The 15,003-nt window shown below is 64.1% G+C and carries 6 protein-coding genes and 1 pseudogene; 2 read left to right on the top strand and 5 right to left on the bottom strand.

Annotated elements, in window-relative coordinates; translation table 11 throughout:
• Positions 1-70: 70 nt before the first annotated feature.
• Positions 71-310: pseudogene (locus ABD156_RS47825) on the top strand (hypothetical protein); the annotation flags it as partial.
• A 43-nt stretch (positions 311-353) separates the two neighbouring features.
• The gene (locus tag ABD156_RS17165; protein WP_344273764.1) at positions 354-2,723 is read left to right on the top strand and encodes an nSTAND3 domain-containing NTPase; all 2,370 of its coding nucleotides are present in this window, start codon (positions 354-356) and stop codon (positions 2,721-2,723) included.
• A gap of 428 nt (positions 2,724-3,151) precedes the next feature.
• Here ABD156_RS17165 and ABD156_RS17170 read toward each other — a convergent pair whose 3' ends face one another.
• The 5 genes from ABD156_RS17170 to ABD156_RS17190 form a co-directional block, all read right to left on the bottom strand.
• Positions 3,152-5,020, bottom strand: a complete 1,869-nt coding sequence (locus ABD156_RS17170) for a DNA cytosine methyltransferase (RefSeq protein WP_344273767.1) — start codon at positions 5,018-5,020, stop codon at positions 3,152-3,154.
• A 144-nt stretch (positions 5,021-5,164) separates the two neighbouring features.
• Positions 5,165-6,910, bottom strand: a complete 1,746-nt coding sequence (locus ABD156_RS17175) for an AIPR family protein (protein ID WP_344273770.1) — start codon at positions 6,908-6,910, stop codon at positions 5,165-5,167.
• On the bottom strand, positions 6,907-10,062 hold the full coding sequence (locus ABD156_RS17180; RefSeq protein ID WP_344273773.1) for a sigma-70 family RNA polymerase sigma factor: 3,156 nt from the start codon (positions 10,060-10,062) through the stop codon (positions 6,907-6,909). The genes ABD156_RS17175 and ABD156_RS17180 overlap by 4 nt, the downstream gene beginning before the upstream one ends.
• A complete protein-coding gene (drmB, locus tag ABD156_RS17185) occupies positions 10,059-11,840 on the bottom strand; it encodes a DrmB family protein (RefSeq protein WP_344273776.1) in 1,782 nt (593 codons plus the stop codon). Before drmB ends, ABD156_RS17180 begins: the two co-directional genes overlap by 4 nt.
• Complete coding sequence (locus tag ABD156_RS17190) at positions 11,837-14,998, bottom strand: helicase-related protein (RefSeq protein WP_344273780.1); 3,162 nt, start codon at positions 14,996-14,998, stop codon at positions 11,837-11,839. The genes drmB and ABD156_RS17190 overlap by 4 nt, the downstream gene beginning before the upstream one ends.
• Positions 14,999-15,003: the final 5 nt, after the last annotated feature.

The following is a 15,003-nucleotide window of genomic DNA, read 5'->3' on the forward strand; positions in this document are numbered from 1 at the left end:
GACAGCGAGTCGAGTTCGGCTTCTGCGACCTGTCTGCCTGGCGTAGCGCCGCCAGGAGCAGCGGAGCGACGGCTTCACAGCAGACCTCGCCGTGGCCAAAAAGGTCGGTACGCCGTGGACGCTGACTTCGATGTCATCCGCGAGCCAGCGGTCTCACCTAGCGGAGACGGCGATTATCTCCATCACGGCGGACCGGGTCACCGTGATGGACGCGGACTGCAACACGACCCTGGCACCAGATAAGACTGTCACGACTGGCTTCAACAGCGACTCCGACCACGGCACCTCGCCGTTGCGGGCTCACGCTTAACGGTGCCGCTGCGACGCCGTTGAGCGCCGGGCAGAATGGGCTGATGGATTCGTTCGATCTGGGGCGGCTGAGTGACTACGACTTCGAAGTGGTCTGCCGGGACCTTTTTGAGGAGATCCTGGGTCTAAAGATCGAGATCTTAGCCCGCGGCGCCGACCGAGGGATCGACCTTCGGCACATGACCGGTGACGCCGGCGACGTGGTGATCCAATGCAAGCACTGGGCTCGCAGCGGCCGAGTCAAGCTGCTCGCCCACATGCGCGATAAGGAGCGGGCCAAGATCGCAGAACTGCGGCCTGCACGGTACATCCTCGCCACGAGCGTCGAATTGACCGTCGACGCGAAGGACACCCTTCTTAAAGACCTCGCCCCATACGTTCACAGCACTGGCGACCTGTACGGCGCGGAGCAGCTCACCGAGGAGTTGCGCAAGCGCCCGGCACTCGTGCAGCGCCATCTTCGGCTGTGGCTGACCAGCGCCGCTGTCCTGCATGCGGTGCTGAACCAAGACGCGCTGCTCCGCTCGGAAGACCTGGTTAGCGAGCTCGACGACGCTGCGATGACGTTCGTCCCGACCCCCACCTTCGACATAGCCCGGGCGCTTCTCGAGCGAGAGTCGGTCTGCCTACTGGCGGGTATTCCGGGCATCGGCAAGTCGACGATCGCGAAGATGCTCGCCCGCCTCCACCTGGGAAGAGGCTACCAGGTGGTCGACGTGACGCGGGAAATCAGCGAAATCGATAGAATGTGGCTTCCCGAAAGCCCACAGCTGTTCTTCTACGACGACTTCCTGGGCGAAATTGCCTTCGACCACCACCTCGGAAAAAACGAGGATCGTCGGCTGCTCGGGGTCCTTCGCCGGATCCGGGAGACGCCGGGGAAACTGCTGGTCCTCACCACACGCGAATACATCCTGCGGGAGGCCAAGCATCGCCACGAGACTTTGGACGACGGCGACCTCGAGCCGCTCACGTGCGATGTCGGGATGGACGCCTACAGCGTGGATATCCGTGCCAGCATCCTGTACAACCACGTCTACTACTCCGAAATCTCAGCCGCTGAGAAGAGAAAGTTCGCCGTCCCTTCGCAGTGGCGCGATCTCCTCTGGCACCGCAACTTCAGTCCCCGACTCGTCGCGAATACCCTGCGCCTCGCTGGCCGTGACGGCACCGCGGAGGTGGCCGAGGCCCTGCTCCTCAACTTCGAGAACCCAGAGCGAATCTGGGCACGCGTCATAGAACAGCAGCTTGATGCTTCCGCCGTCCACTTGCTCGAGGTGCTGTTCACCTTCGGCCGGGACACGGAGCTCGACGATCTCCACGACGCCTGGCGCAGCTACCGCATCGCTCTCAGGCAGCCGGACGACCGCCGGCAGTTCTACGACGCGGTGAAAGTCCTCGACGGCTCGATGATCGAAACCTCGCGCCGGTTCGACCCGACCGAGCATGAATCCGAACCCGCACCCGTCGTTGCAACCTTTCACAACCCGTCTATTCGTGACTATCTGCTGAGCCGTGTCCAATCGAAGCTGGTCTCCCTCGACGAGCTGCTCGGGACGATCATCGACGCTTCACGTCTTCACCACCTGGTCTCGCTCGCGTCTCTGCGCTCCCAGAGCGTTCTGCGGGAGACGTTACGCACCCGCGTCGACGACCTGACGGACTTGTTCCTTCGCGACTACGCCGAAACCGAGAGACGGTCCTTCGAGGAGGCGCTTAGAGACGACGACTGGGGCGACGAAGACGATGACGGAAGCTGGACGAGCGACCTAGACTACTACTTAAAAGCCGCAATCGTCATCGGCTCCCGGGGCTTGGCCGAGTTCATCGCCGACAAGATCGAGAACGCGGATTCCGTCCGAATCGGCGACTGCGAATCGCGGCATCTCATCACCCTCGCTGCCAACCTCGCGGCAACCGAGCTGGTCCCAGCAGAGCAGCGCCTTCGGCTAGGGCCCAAACTGCTCGACGAGGCCATCGCCGACAGGTCGCGCGCGCAAGGCCAGCTCGGATATCTGTGGTCGGACCTCATCGAGCTAGCAGAACTGCTGACCGACCTGGAGGTACCGGGAGCACCCGAGCGCCTGCGGACGATCCACGAGGACATGACCGATGTTGTGCACGGCGAACTCCGCGCGTGGCTGTTCGACGAGCCGGCACGGCAAGCATACACAGCCCGTTACGGCAACTGGTGGGATTTGGCGGAGGTCTTGTCATCTGTCGAGCCAGAAGATTTGCCCGAAGAGCTGCGTCCCGCGTACGTCGTCGCTACGGCCGCGGCCCAGGCAGGTATTTCGGCCGAAACCCCGACACCGAAAGCCAGAGAGGCACCCCCGACGAACAGGCCACCCGTTCATATCACCGAGCCAGCTCCCGACGAAACGCTTCGCAATATGCTTGAAACCCTCGAATAGGCCAGGAATTCCCGCAAGAAGTCCACCGCGAGTAAAGCGCCGGGCCGGGAGTGTGCGGGTGCTGCGTGTAGGCACACATCTCAGCAAGCTCGACGTTGAACTGCAGCTTGAAGCGCCAAAGCGATGCTCGGCTGGGACCATCTTGGTCGCCAGGCGCGAGACACCGCCAACAACTCGCTGGTTTGGACCAGGCATGGCAGTCTACGGTCGCAAACTGAGCATCGGGCATCGCTAAGCGGACGTCGGCGACACGTCAAGACAGCCTACACGGCCACTCCTCACTGAACAGGGCGATCTATTGGCCACAGACTGAGAAATGGAACCGACGGGTTCGCCTGACGCCACCCATTTACCGCACTGCAAGGAAGATGGATCCTCCTGATCTATCGCGATATCCTTCCGGCTGTCGGCATTATTTGCAATTCTGGTCAGAACAGTCTGTCCGATAACTCACTGTCGCGGGCGGTCGCACACTGGCGGGCCAGTGGACATCCCGCGCACATCGGTGCTCGCTTGTGGCAATGAAGCTGGCCGACCAGCCGCAACGCGGCCATGCGCAGCGGCGCTCTGGAGTCGCCTCCTACCAAGCGGGAGATGTCGACCCTGCCGTCGGTGAGGCTGTTCGTCCGCTCCGAACTGGTGTTTAGTACGCGTGACGACACACGGATGGCCGGCTGACTGGTTAACAGGACGTCGTCGCCCGCTAGCAGCTTCAGGAGTGCGGTCTTCCCAGGCGGAAGCGCTAAGACTTCCGGCATGTCCTGGGGGTGCAGCCAGAGCTTCCTGTTGTTCTGCAACTGCCGTAGGCGTGTGACCGATGCAGCCGCTCCACGCGTGACTACCGCTCGTTCGATGAGGTCGACCGCTCGCTTGGTGATCCGCCCCCGCGTGGCCACCTCGCGGAGGCCAGCAGAGTAGGCGGTCAGTTCGACGGGTGACGGGTCCAGCATCGCCACGACCGCGGCAACGGGCGGGGTCAGCTCATCTCCGGGGAGGACGCACCAGTAGTTCCCGGCACGCCGATCCTCGGCCCAAGCGACCAAGCGGGTTGCGAGAACGCGCCACCGGTTCTGCCGGGCCTTGTCGGCGACGGGTACCGGGACCAAGGCGGTAGCTGCCGCCTTTCCCAACATCGGCGGCACCGCATTGCCGATCTGCTGAAACGCGTGACTGCGGCTGCCCGCGAAGCGGAAGTGGTCCGGGAATGTTTGGATACGGGCAGCCTCACGTACGGTGAGCGTGCGGTTCTCAGACGGGTGAATGTACCAGTAGCCGTCCTTCGCGATGTGAGCGGTGATGGAACGGCTCAGCTCTTTCCAGTCCAACCGCTTGTACTTGTCGTCGAATGTTTCTGCGGTGTACCTGCGCAGGCTGGGATCGATGTGCGCATAGAGGGTCTTCGACGTCATCGAGGCGAAGATCTCACGATCGTCTTCGCGAACCGGCCGGGTCATGTGATCCCACACTCTCTGCTCGCCGATGCCGCGTCTCATCGCCTTCGCGAACTCCGATACCTCGCCGTCAGGTGAGTAGGGCAGATCTCGACGACCAGTCGTGAGGCCGAGGCGAGGTAGGTCGTGAATTGCGTCCTGTACGAACACCTCTTTGCCTGGGCGAGGCCAGGTGAAGGCGTCGCTGTCAAGGCGGGCTAGCAGTATCAACCGCTTGCGGTGCTGGGGAACGCCGTAGTGCCGGGCGTCAACCAGCCGGAGGTTGGTCCGGTATCCGACGTCCTCCAGCATGTTCACGATCCGCCGCACGACGTGGAAGTCGTCGCCCAGAGCCATGTCAGGCACGTTTTCCATCAGCACCGCGCGAGGCCTCACCTTGAGCACGACATCGACGTACGCTCGCCACAGTTCCTTGCGTTCGTCGAACTCGTCGCGCACGCCCGCGTCCACCAGACTGCGGATCTTGCTGCGCCCTGCCCTGCTGAACGGCTGGCACGGTGGCCCGCCGGCGATGAGATCAATCTCGACGCGCTTGAGCATCCTGACCAGCGCGGCGCGCTTTTGCGGGTCTCCCAAATCGACGTCGAACGCGAGCCCGGGGAAGTTCGCCCGGTGAGTCTGCAACGCGAACTTGTTGTGGTCGACCGACGCCGCGACGGTCCACCCGGCGTCGGTCAAGCCCAGGCTCAAACCGCCGCCACCAGAGAACAAGTCGACCGCAAGCCGGGCACCTTTCGCCACTCGTTCGGCGCACCATTGCTCGAAGGTCTCCTCGGTGCACGCGTCCGGGTGTGCCGGCAACTGGAGCAAGTCGCTGCGCTCGAGCTTCACCGCGTAGACCGCCACATCGCCTCCCGTCCTACGAACAGGGACCCGCGCGGGACCTCCACCACCGTAGATCTGGTTGTGCTCAATTTCCTCATGCCACTTCCTGGGACCGGTCCGCTCGGCCGACCCGACGCGCTAACAATGAAACGGGGATGAAGTCGCCTAACCGACGAGAACGTCGGCAGGAGGGACCCACCCTATCGCGCGGACACTGTCCCAGCAGGCGGTCTTCTTTGCCCACTCGGTGACGTTTCCGCCGCTCGGAGGTGAGGTGAGCACCCGGCGCACAGCCTTGGCAACTTCGGGTACCGCCGCGACGATCGCTTCGGGCAGCGTCTGTTCGCGCCAGAGCCGGTCGAGATCGAGCCCGCCGAGCGTTTGTACGATCAACGACACGCTGTGCGCAGCTGTCTGGCCGAGGTACCCCCCGAAGTTCTGCTTCTGGATAATCGCTCTGACCTGGCGGAACACGATTGCCTTGGCGACCAGATGGCGGAAGTACACGTCATCGGGCGCTTCGCGCTCGGCTAAGCCCTCGTCCGACGTCCACGTTCGGAAGCACTTCTCAGCGCCCTGACACACGATTTCAGGTCGCAGCGAGTAGGCGAACTCGTACTTGGCGGCGTCCGTCTTGCCGAATCGCTGTCGCACAGGGTTCTCGCGGTCGAACTTGCGTCGCGTGGCGGCGGTCGTGAACCTGTTCTTCTCGACGTCGTACTGCCCGCGCACGCGCTCGTAGTACCAGCGAGTCTGCTCGACGTCGACCCCGAGAGAGGGCACCCAGGTGGTGCGGGACCACCGCTCCAACCCGACATGGAAGCGGCTGTTGCCCTCGAAGTCGGCTGGGGTGACAGCGTTCTGCGAGTTCGCGTAGCGGGAAATCTCCGGAACCATGCTGTCAAGCCGGTCATCGGGGATCAAGGTTATCTTCGCGGGCACTATGACTTGGGCCAGATCGATTCCCTTGCGCGCAGCGTGGTGCAACGAGGCGGTGGTCTGTCCACCGTTGACGATCTGCAGCTCGGTCAGGGTCCGCAGCACCAGTCCGCTCGATGTCCGCTCGAGGTCTGCTTCTCGAGCAGTGGCGGATACGCCGTTGTTGTAGGCCAGGAATCGACCGGGCTGTTCCTTGATCGTCTCCGCGATCCCCTTGTTGACCTTTCCCCTGGCTTGAAGGTACGCACGCACGTTGCGCTGGAGCAGCCGGCTGTGGTGCTCGTCGTACAGATCGGCGAGCAGCTTCCCCGGCAGCATCGCCATCAAGCATCGGTAACCGTCGGCCTGCTCGGGTGACTCCAGACAGTGCACTTCGTACCCCATCTTCGCGACGTCGATGAGAATGTCCTCTTGGTCGGCGCCCGAGCTGATCAGCTTGTGGAGACGGTTGACGTCCCACACGTTCACAAGGGTCGGGAGACCAGCAACGGTGGACTCTTCCGCTCGGCGCAACCCGCTCTTCCCGTCGGTGAAGACCAGAATCTTGATCATCTGCAACTGGGGCCACGCGCCGTGGATGTGCTCGACCATGTCGTAAGGCGGGCTCGACCGCTCAAGCTGCTCGTGCAGTCCGCTGCGGCAGAACTCTGCGAACGCGCCGGCGCGACGGACCAACTGGGTTAGCCGCTCACGTTTCAGGGGCTCAGCGTCCAAGCCGTGATCGGCCGTGACGAGGTGCAGGATCGTGCCGTCTCCTGTGATGTCGTACCCCGCAACCTCGATGCGACGGCTCTGCCAGGGCATGAACAAGTAACAGGTGTCCAGATCGTCTAGCGCCCCATCGTCGATCAGGTGCTCGCCGATTAGGGTTACGAAGGCGTCCCGTGCCATTAGCTCCGGCTCCGCCTGGACCCGGTCCTCCACCCTGCGCCGCAGCTCCGCTGCGAAGGCGGCGAGCTCGCCGTCCGTCACGTCGTCCCCCTGGTTCGGTGTTGTTCGATTACAAGCTCTGACTTGGCGCGCGCTATGCGCGCAAGAGCGGCCAGCCTCGGCCGCAGCGGTGCCGGCACTACGGCCGCGGCTCCGGGGCGATCTTCGCCCCAGGCGGAGCGCTGGGCGAACGGCACCTCGACGAGGACCCTGGCCAGTGCGGTGCTCTCCGCCATGTCCAGGCCGTCGAGTCCGAGCCACCCACCGAGCGAGAAGTATCGGCCGTCGCATCGCACGTAGAAACCCTGCGAGGCCCGCCAGTCGATCGGGTCACCGACCGAGTCCGCCTCTCCGGCACGCAGGAGGTCCGGGTGAGGTAGGACGCGAGGACTGGCGATCACCGAGAAGCCTTCGCCGGTTACCCGCTCTTCCCCGAGGTGCTGCCCGGCCGGATTGCACCACAAGAACGGGTCACTCGCAGTTACCGCACATCCATTGACTTCCAGGCAAATATTGCGCTCCAACAACGCTCCGAACACCACACCCAAGTCGCGGATGCACCGGTCGAGGATCGTTCCGAAGTGTGCACCCGCGACTTGCGGACGTGGCATGCGGAGCAACACCACCGACCAGCGGTCGACCTTGTCCTTGGCCAGCAGCCCCGCGGGGAGCCTCCGAGAAGTGCGATGCAGCCACCAAGTTCCGGTGTCCACGGCGGAGGTGAGCACCAAGCAAACCGGGGACGCATGCGACTCCCAAGTGGTGATCTCACCGTACAGGGAGGCGGCGATGCCGAGGGCTACCGACCCGCGCGACACCTCGTGTCCCTCGGACAGCGTCGAGAGCAACGAATATCCGGCGAAGGCTGCGCCGTCGTGGACTAGCGAAAGTCTGCAGCTCGTGCCAGAGCCCGCGCTCCTAATACGGACGTGGCGGGCACCGGATCCCAACGCGCGGTCCACCAAGGCGATCAGCAGAGTTCCCACGGCACTATCTCCGTCTGCAGCGCCGAGCAGGTCCACGAGTCCCGATCCCGTGGCGATCTCCGTGCTGGCCGGGCGCTTCTCACGCTTCGGTGTACGCATGCCGTTCGCCCGACAGGTCGGACGCTTCGGTGAGGGTATGCGAACGGAATTTGCACCACCGGCCACCAGACCTACGTCCGCGAGCTTGTCGCGCAGGTTGTCCTTCGCCTTGCTTTCGATCTGCCGCGCTCGTTCGCGGGTGAACGAAAAGCGCTCGCCGATCTTATCCAGGGTGAGGTCGACACCACCATTGAAGCCGAACCTCAACCTGAGTACTTCGGCTTCACGCTCCTTCAGCAGTGACAAAGCTTCACGCACGAGTTCGGCGCCGAGTTCGCGGTCTACCACGTAGTCGGGGTTCGAATGGTCGTCGAGCGGAGCAGGGATCAGTTCCGCGAACGAGGTCTCGCCATCCATGCCCAAGGGTGCGTCCAGGCTGATCACACCCAAGGACAACCGCAGGCAGTCCAGCACTTTCTCCCAAGACAATCCGGTGCGTTTGGCGATCTCCGCGATTGGAGCGTCTTCCTGCTGGAGGAGCAGGTTGTTCCGGATGGTGCGAACCTTGCGGACTTCTTCGTACTTGTGGACCGGCAGCCGGATCATCGCGCCTTCGTCGGGAACTGCTCGGCCCATGTGCTGGTTGATCCAGTTCACCGCGTAGGTGGAGAACTTCAGCCCTCGCGAACCGTCCCACTTCTCGATCGCCCGCATCAGACCCAACAGCCCGTGCTGGTACAGGTCCTCGTCCTCAAGACCAGCACCGAGGTGCTTCGTGATGCAGGAGCGCACGAGGCCGGTGTTGTGCAACACCATGGCGTCGAACGCCTTCGCCCGCACGTCAGCGCTGCGCAGCGTTGAGCGAAACCCCTTAGGCAGTTCCTCCGCGAGATCTTCGCCGGTAAGCCGCATCAACTGCGCCAGCCCGACCTCTTCCTCAGCCGTCAGCAGGCGTTTGGCGCGGTCCTTGCTCCGCATTAGAGCAGCGAGCACCGCGCGGGCACTGTCGACGGCTGAGCGGCTGGGCGGGGGCAGCTGCTCTGTCGTGGAAGGAGAGACTGGGAGGCACCTAGTGGATATCACCTCCACCCACTCGTCGCCGACCGCCTTGCGCGTGCGGTCGTCCACCAACGCGAACGGGAGCCCGCTCAAAGCAGTGGGCCGCCCCACACCGGAGTACGAGAGAAACAAGTCCGAGTGCGTCGTCGGGCCGAGCACCCGCAGCGCGTTTTCGAGCCGGAAGCGGTCCTCGACCTGGTCGAGTCCCGCCAGCATGACGTGGTCGAACCGCATACCCACGGCGCTAACCCAAGTCAGAACCTTGATTCCCGGGTCGGATGCGGTAACCGCTGCGTGCCGCGGGACCCTTGCACCGGACAGGTGCCACTGCGTCGTTCCGTCGAACAGGTCGCCGATCCCATCCTTGAAGGCTTGGACCAATTCGCGAGTCGGCAGCAGCACGCCGATTCGCCGGTCGTGGTGCGCCGTCGCGTGCTCTACGACAAACCGGATCTCCTCGTCGACATCCTCATGATCCACCAGCACTGGCCGCGGACCTTCATGGCGGGAGACGTCTGTGAGGAAAGATCCATCGCCGAGGCGCTCTAGCAACTGGTCGATCTGCGCGGTGCCGCCATCGACGTCGTGCGAGGTCGTGGCGGCATCGACACCGAGAAGAGCGGTGAGGTCGTGCAGTGTCGTACCGGAGTCGCCGACCGTCTGCACGGGGTCGACGAATACCGTCGCCTCGATGCTCAGTAGCCGGAGCACCGTGTAGAAGTCGGGCGGCAGCTGCTGCCCTTGGACCACGATGACATGTCGCTGGTCTAGCGGTCGGACGTAACGGGCCCGGAGATGCCGCTTGAATTCCCAGAAATCGAAGTCGTAATCTTCCGTCTCCGGTTGTCTGACTCGCAGCACTGCGCGCCACATGTTGGCGAAGTAGGAGTGGTAGGTCATCACCGTGTCTCCACGGCTCTCGAACGGCATCATCGTGCGGATGCGGCTCGTCAGCACGCTGGACCTGGTGATGACGTGAAGCTCCTTGCCGCGCCCCCGCAAGCGGCGGTAGGCCGCGACTGCCTGGTCCGCTTGGTCGACTGCGGGCGCGGCGGCTACCACGGTGTGACACAGCGCTTCATGATGCGGGGCACGTAACACGGCACTCACAGCGTGTTCCCCGGTACACCGTTAACCATCGCAGCCAGGTCCTTGAAGAACCCAAACTCCGGGTCGATCAGAAGACGCCTGTCAAGCAGCCTGTTCATCACCTCGCAGCTCGTCTCCGGGGTCAACGAGCACGCGTGGCACGCCGCCAGGGACAGCCCGTCCGGTCCCTGACCGGGGTGGTCCGCGCACACAGGGTCGAAGGAGCACCACTGGGCCGAAGTGATCGACATGTCGAGGAGCCGACCCAACCGGGGGGACTCACCCATCCTTACGAGGCCGCCGAGAGTGCCCTCCGAGTCACCAGCTGCGGTGTAAATCAATACGCCCGCCATGGCGGGGCCTTTGCCGCTCTTCGTTACGTATAGGCGCTCGCGCAACGCGGAAGTCGAGTAGCCAGCTTCGAAGGCGGTGTTGCGCAGAAGCAGGTGCGCGAAGGTATGCAGGAGCACCAAGCGCGGTGTCGGATCCGGAAGCCATTTGACTCCCTTGTTTTCGTGCCGCTCCAACAGCTTCCGACATCGGTCGACCACCGGGCCTGATCGTTCCCAGCGGACGAGGGCTTCTTCGTCGAATCTGAGGAAAAAGCCCTCGCCGAATACCTCGATCGCCGGCAGGAAATCGCCGTCGGAACTCAAGTTCGACGGCACCTTCTCCTGCATCGTGTGGCGCTCGAAATGCGTCAGCACCCGAACTTCGCGCAGGCGATCGACCAGTACGACATCTACGATCGGTTTCCGCCAGCCGCTTGTCGTCCCTCCAGCGTCACCCAGCGGTCGATCGGCTCGGCGCGAGATGAAGCGGTCTCGGTGATCGTGGTCCTCCTGGGGGTTGATCAGGGCCGCCCACTCGTCCGGGCGAATGTTCTCCGGACCACCGTCGATGGGAGTGCGCGGATCACCGGCCTCGCGCGCCAGGGCCGCCTCGACCTCGGCGACGGAGAGCCCGTACTCATCGGCTGCTACCTCGATCATCTGTTTGGCCAGCTTGTAATTAGGTTGGCCGACCAGGAACTTGAACTCGTTGCTCCTCATCAGTGCAGCTAGCGGGTCGCTGATCGTGCTCCACGCCGACTCCGGCGGAATGTCGATCGCGCTCTCCACCGTGGGGAAATATACGCTTGAGGCCCCACGTTGCAACGCAACCATTTGCTCGGAGCAGACCGAGGCGTCTCTCGAGTCCTGCCACGGCTGCCTGCCAGAGCATTTGCCGCCAATCTGCTTCAGTCCGATCCTGGTGGTCAATCCGTCCAAGGACTTCTCACCGCCGCACGTTCCGCAGCGCACGACGAGCGAGTTGAGGCCACCACCGACGCCGGTCTTGTTCAGGAACTTCAGGTCCGGCCGCTGGCACTGGTTCTGATTCCGGTTGCGACGATCCGCGGAGTGTGCCCAGGCGGCCCAGTCGACGTCCGACAGGTGTCCGTTGGCGCACACCGCAACGAACCGCATTGGAACGAGCTGCTTGCGGCCGGGACAGTGTTCACATGATGGGGCAGTGTTGGCGACCTCTTTCCTGTACGACCACCGGCTCATGCGCCGACAGCTTGGGCAGAACAGCCACTGGGGAAAGCGGTAGTAGGGGATGGGCCGGCGGGGTGACGGTGCCGCGAGCGAATCCACCTTCAGGTAGGCGGCCAAGCGCGGAAAATCGATCGACACGTGCGGGCCGCGCCACTTCCCGGCGTCCTCCACCACGAACGACTCGCCGACGAGATCGATGATCGCTCCAGGGCCGAAAGGACTGATGATTTGCGAACGCCGAACCTTGCGAATCGTCACTTCCGGGTGCCCCTCACTTCGACTTGGACCTCCACGTCCACGCTGCGCATGGAGTCGAGCGTGGCCCAGCCGTCCCCTTGGTCGGTGAACCGCTTGAGCAGCCTGGGGCGCTCGCGCCCGCCCTGGCTGTAGCGCAGACCGCCAGCCTGCTCCGCATCCACGGCCCGCTTCACCCACGTCTCAACGAGGTCGTTGAGGTGAGCCTCGACCCGCTCCAGTTCGGTTGCATCGGCTCGTTCAACGCGGCCGAGGAACCTCTTGAGGAGCGCAGAGAAGCGCTCGTCGTCGGGGTCGAATGACGCGGCCTCCTGGTCACCCGACAGACCGAGCGCGTGGCGCACCAGGACGACCAAGTCTGCGTGAAGGGCACGCAAGCGCGCTGGTACCGAGAACGGAGTCACCGAACTCGGCTCCACCGAGCGGTAAAGGCTCGCGTGATAGGGAGTGAACGACTCGTAGTGCGACCGGTCTCGCGGCTTGGAGGGTGAGTACACGGTCACCACGAGGCCGGGGCGGTCGGCGTTCCGACCCACGCGGCTGGTGGCCTGGATGTATTCAGCGGTCGTCTTCGGCTGGCCAACGACGGTCATGACGCCGAGACGGCCGACGTCGACACCCACGGAGATCATGTTGGTGCTGGCCAGGAAGCCGACGCCGTTCGGAGCGTCGTGCGGTTCCTTGAGCCGGTCCAGGCGTTGCGGGATCTGTGCTGATGCCACGTTACTGGTCAGCTCGACCACGTTGTCGTCGTCGAGGTGCCGCACGTGGTCCTCGGCCTGTGCGATCACCTTCAACCGTGACGGGATGTCGTCGGAAGCGAGGTTGATCGTCTTGCCCAGCTCACGGAGACTGTTGTGGTAAACGACGAGTGTCGAGTATGCGTCCTTGGCCGCGGGCGTCAGGTCCACTTCGAGCGGTGCCTGCAACTGCGCCGCGGCGACGTGGATGAGCGCGGTGAGCGGTGTATGCCCCTGTGGCATGACTCCCATGTAGGCACGACCGGGTCCTTTGCGGTCGGTGCTCACGAAGTACGAGTCGGCCGCGTCGACACCCGCTGGCGGGAACAGCGAAACAGGCCGCCCGAAGACACCCTTGGTCTGCTCGTCGGCCCTGCGGATGGTGGCCGTGGCGGCGACGATCTTGGGCTTATTGCCCCGATGCGCCATCAGCACATCGAAAGCCGCTTCGTAGAGGCCGACTATGGTCCCGAGCGGTCCTGAGATGAGATGGAACTCATCTTGGATGATCAGTGACGGACCCGGGTAGGGACCCGCGCCGAAGAACACGCCGGTGTCCTCTTTCCAGACCGCGCGGGCGAACTTGTCGACCGTGCCGACCAGCATGGTGGGCGGGTTCAAGTAGAGGTCTTCGTCCACGGACGACATGGGCAGCTCGGTGCGGAATGGACATTTGTCGTTCACACACCGCACGCGGAAGGAGTTGTTGGTCGCCGAGATGCCCCATCGCTGCTCGTCGGCTGGGCTGCCGGGCATGATCCTCGTACCGCACCACGGGCAGGACTCGATCTGGAAGCCTTGGTCGCTCGCTGCACCGTCCCGCAGCCGAGCGATCAGTCGCCGGGCCTCCGCGAAGCTGTTAGGGCTGTTATCACCGCCGACCCACAGGCCGATCGACACGGCACGGCTGCCGAGCTGTCCCCTGTACTCGGGGTCGTCCCGGCGCACCCGCTCGCAGGCGGCAATCATGGTCGCGGCGCGCTGAAACTGCTGGCTGGTGAGCAGACGCAGGGTGTACCTGGTGATGACCGTCGTGCCCAATCCCGCGTCACCCCTGGTCAGGCGCCGGTGGAGGATGGTGAACGCCGCGAGCCCGAGATACGCCTCGGTCTTGCCACCACCGGTGGGGAACCAGATCAGGTCGACCAAGTCCCGATCTTCGCCCTCTTGGACCACTCCTTTCACCGTCATCAACAGGAAGCCGAGCTGGAACGGTCGCCAAGCGTAGTCAAGCGAGTCATATTCGACTGCCGGGTCCGGTGCTTCCGAGGGAGCGTGCGGCGAGCCGCCGAGGTGCGGCTGACTGTGCGCCATCTGCATGAGCATCACGCGGTTGGCCAGCGCGAACGCCTTGAGCGCAACTTGGTCCTCGCGCAGGAAGTCGAGACCGCTCAGCATGCGGTCCCTGGCACTTGTGGCACGGACGCGCAACCGCTGAGCGGCGGCTTGGAGTCGCTGGTCGAGGTCCGCCACTGCGGCGTCCCAGGTCTTCGTGATCCAGTCCGAGTACCGCTCGACGAAGCCCGTCAGGGCCGCGAACACGGGCTCAGGATCAGTAGCGATCGCGGCGAGGCCGTTCAGGCGGACGGCGGCGGCCACGTCGGGGAGGTCGAAGTCGACGTCGGGCACGACGTGTAAGGGTAGGAACGACGTGCCGACCCACAAGGGCTGGTCGCCGGTCGTGTCCCAGAGGGCGGCCGTCCCGTGGCCGACGGCGTACACCGGCACGTCACGGTACTGGAGTTCGAGTTCTTCCGCCTCTTCGTCACTATGTGCCCGCGCCTGTGCCGGATAGCGGATGAGGGTGCCCTCGACGGCCGAGCAGCGCAGGTCGACCTGGAAGAGCAAGTCCTCTGGGTTCACCGCCCGGCGCTCCTCCTGCATCTTGCGGTTGACCAAGACGACGGTAACGATCACGCCATCGGGATGCAGACGCCAGATGACCTCGACGCTGGCCGCCCCGTTCCAAACCTCCGTCCGCCTGCTCGCCCCGGAGGGTGGAGGCTCAAATCGCAGCCCTTCTTCCCTCACGAGGTCCAGCGGTTCGCGTCGCCACTCGTCGTCCGAGGTGGCCAGGTACTGCCCAGCTCGCACCTCCACCACAATGGCGGACCGTTCCGCGGTCATGAAGCTGATGCCAGCCGAACTCGGCCGACTTTGTCCCGCCAGCGTGATGGGGTTCTCGTCGTCGTCCTCGGGCAATGCTCCCGCTTGATCGTCGACTTCCTCGGCATCGTCGGCTGGGAAGCTCCCATCGGCGGAGGGCACGGTGAGCGACATCGGATACAGCACGGCGGTCAGGTACCGATGCTGCGGAGCCCGCTCGTACAAGACCTCGTCCTCGCCGTCTACGGGACCGACCAGTTGGTCGTGTAAATAGTCGATCACCCGGTCGCGGTCCGGGAACCCGGTGGTGTGCAACCTTC

The sequence above is a fragment of the Amycolatopsis albidoflavus genome, from assembly GCF_039525725.1.
In the GTDB taxonomy this organism is placed as follows: Bacteria; Actinomycetota; Actinomycetes; order Mycobacteriales; family Pseudonocardiaceae; genus Amycolatopsis; species Amycolatopsis albidoflava.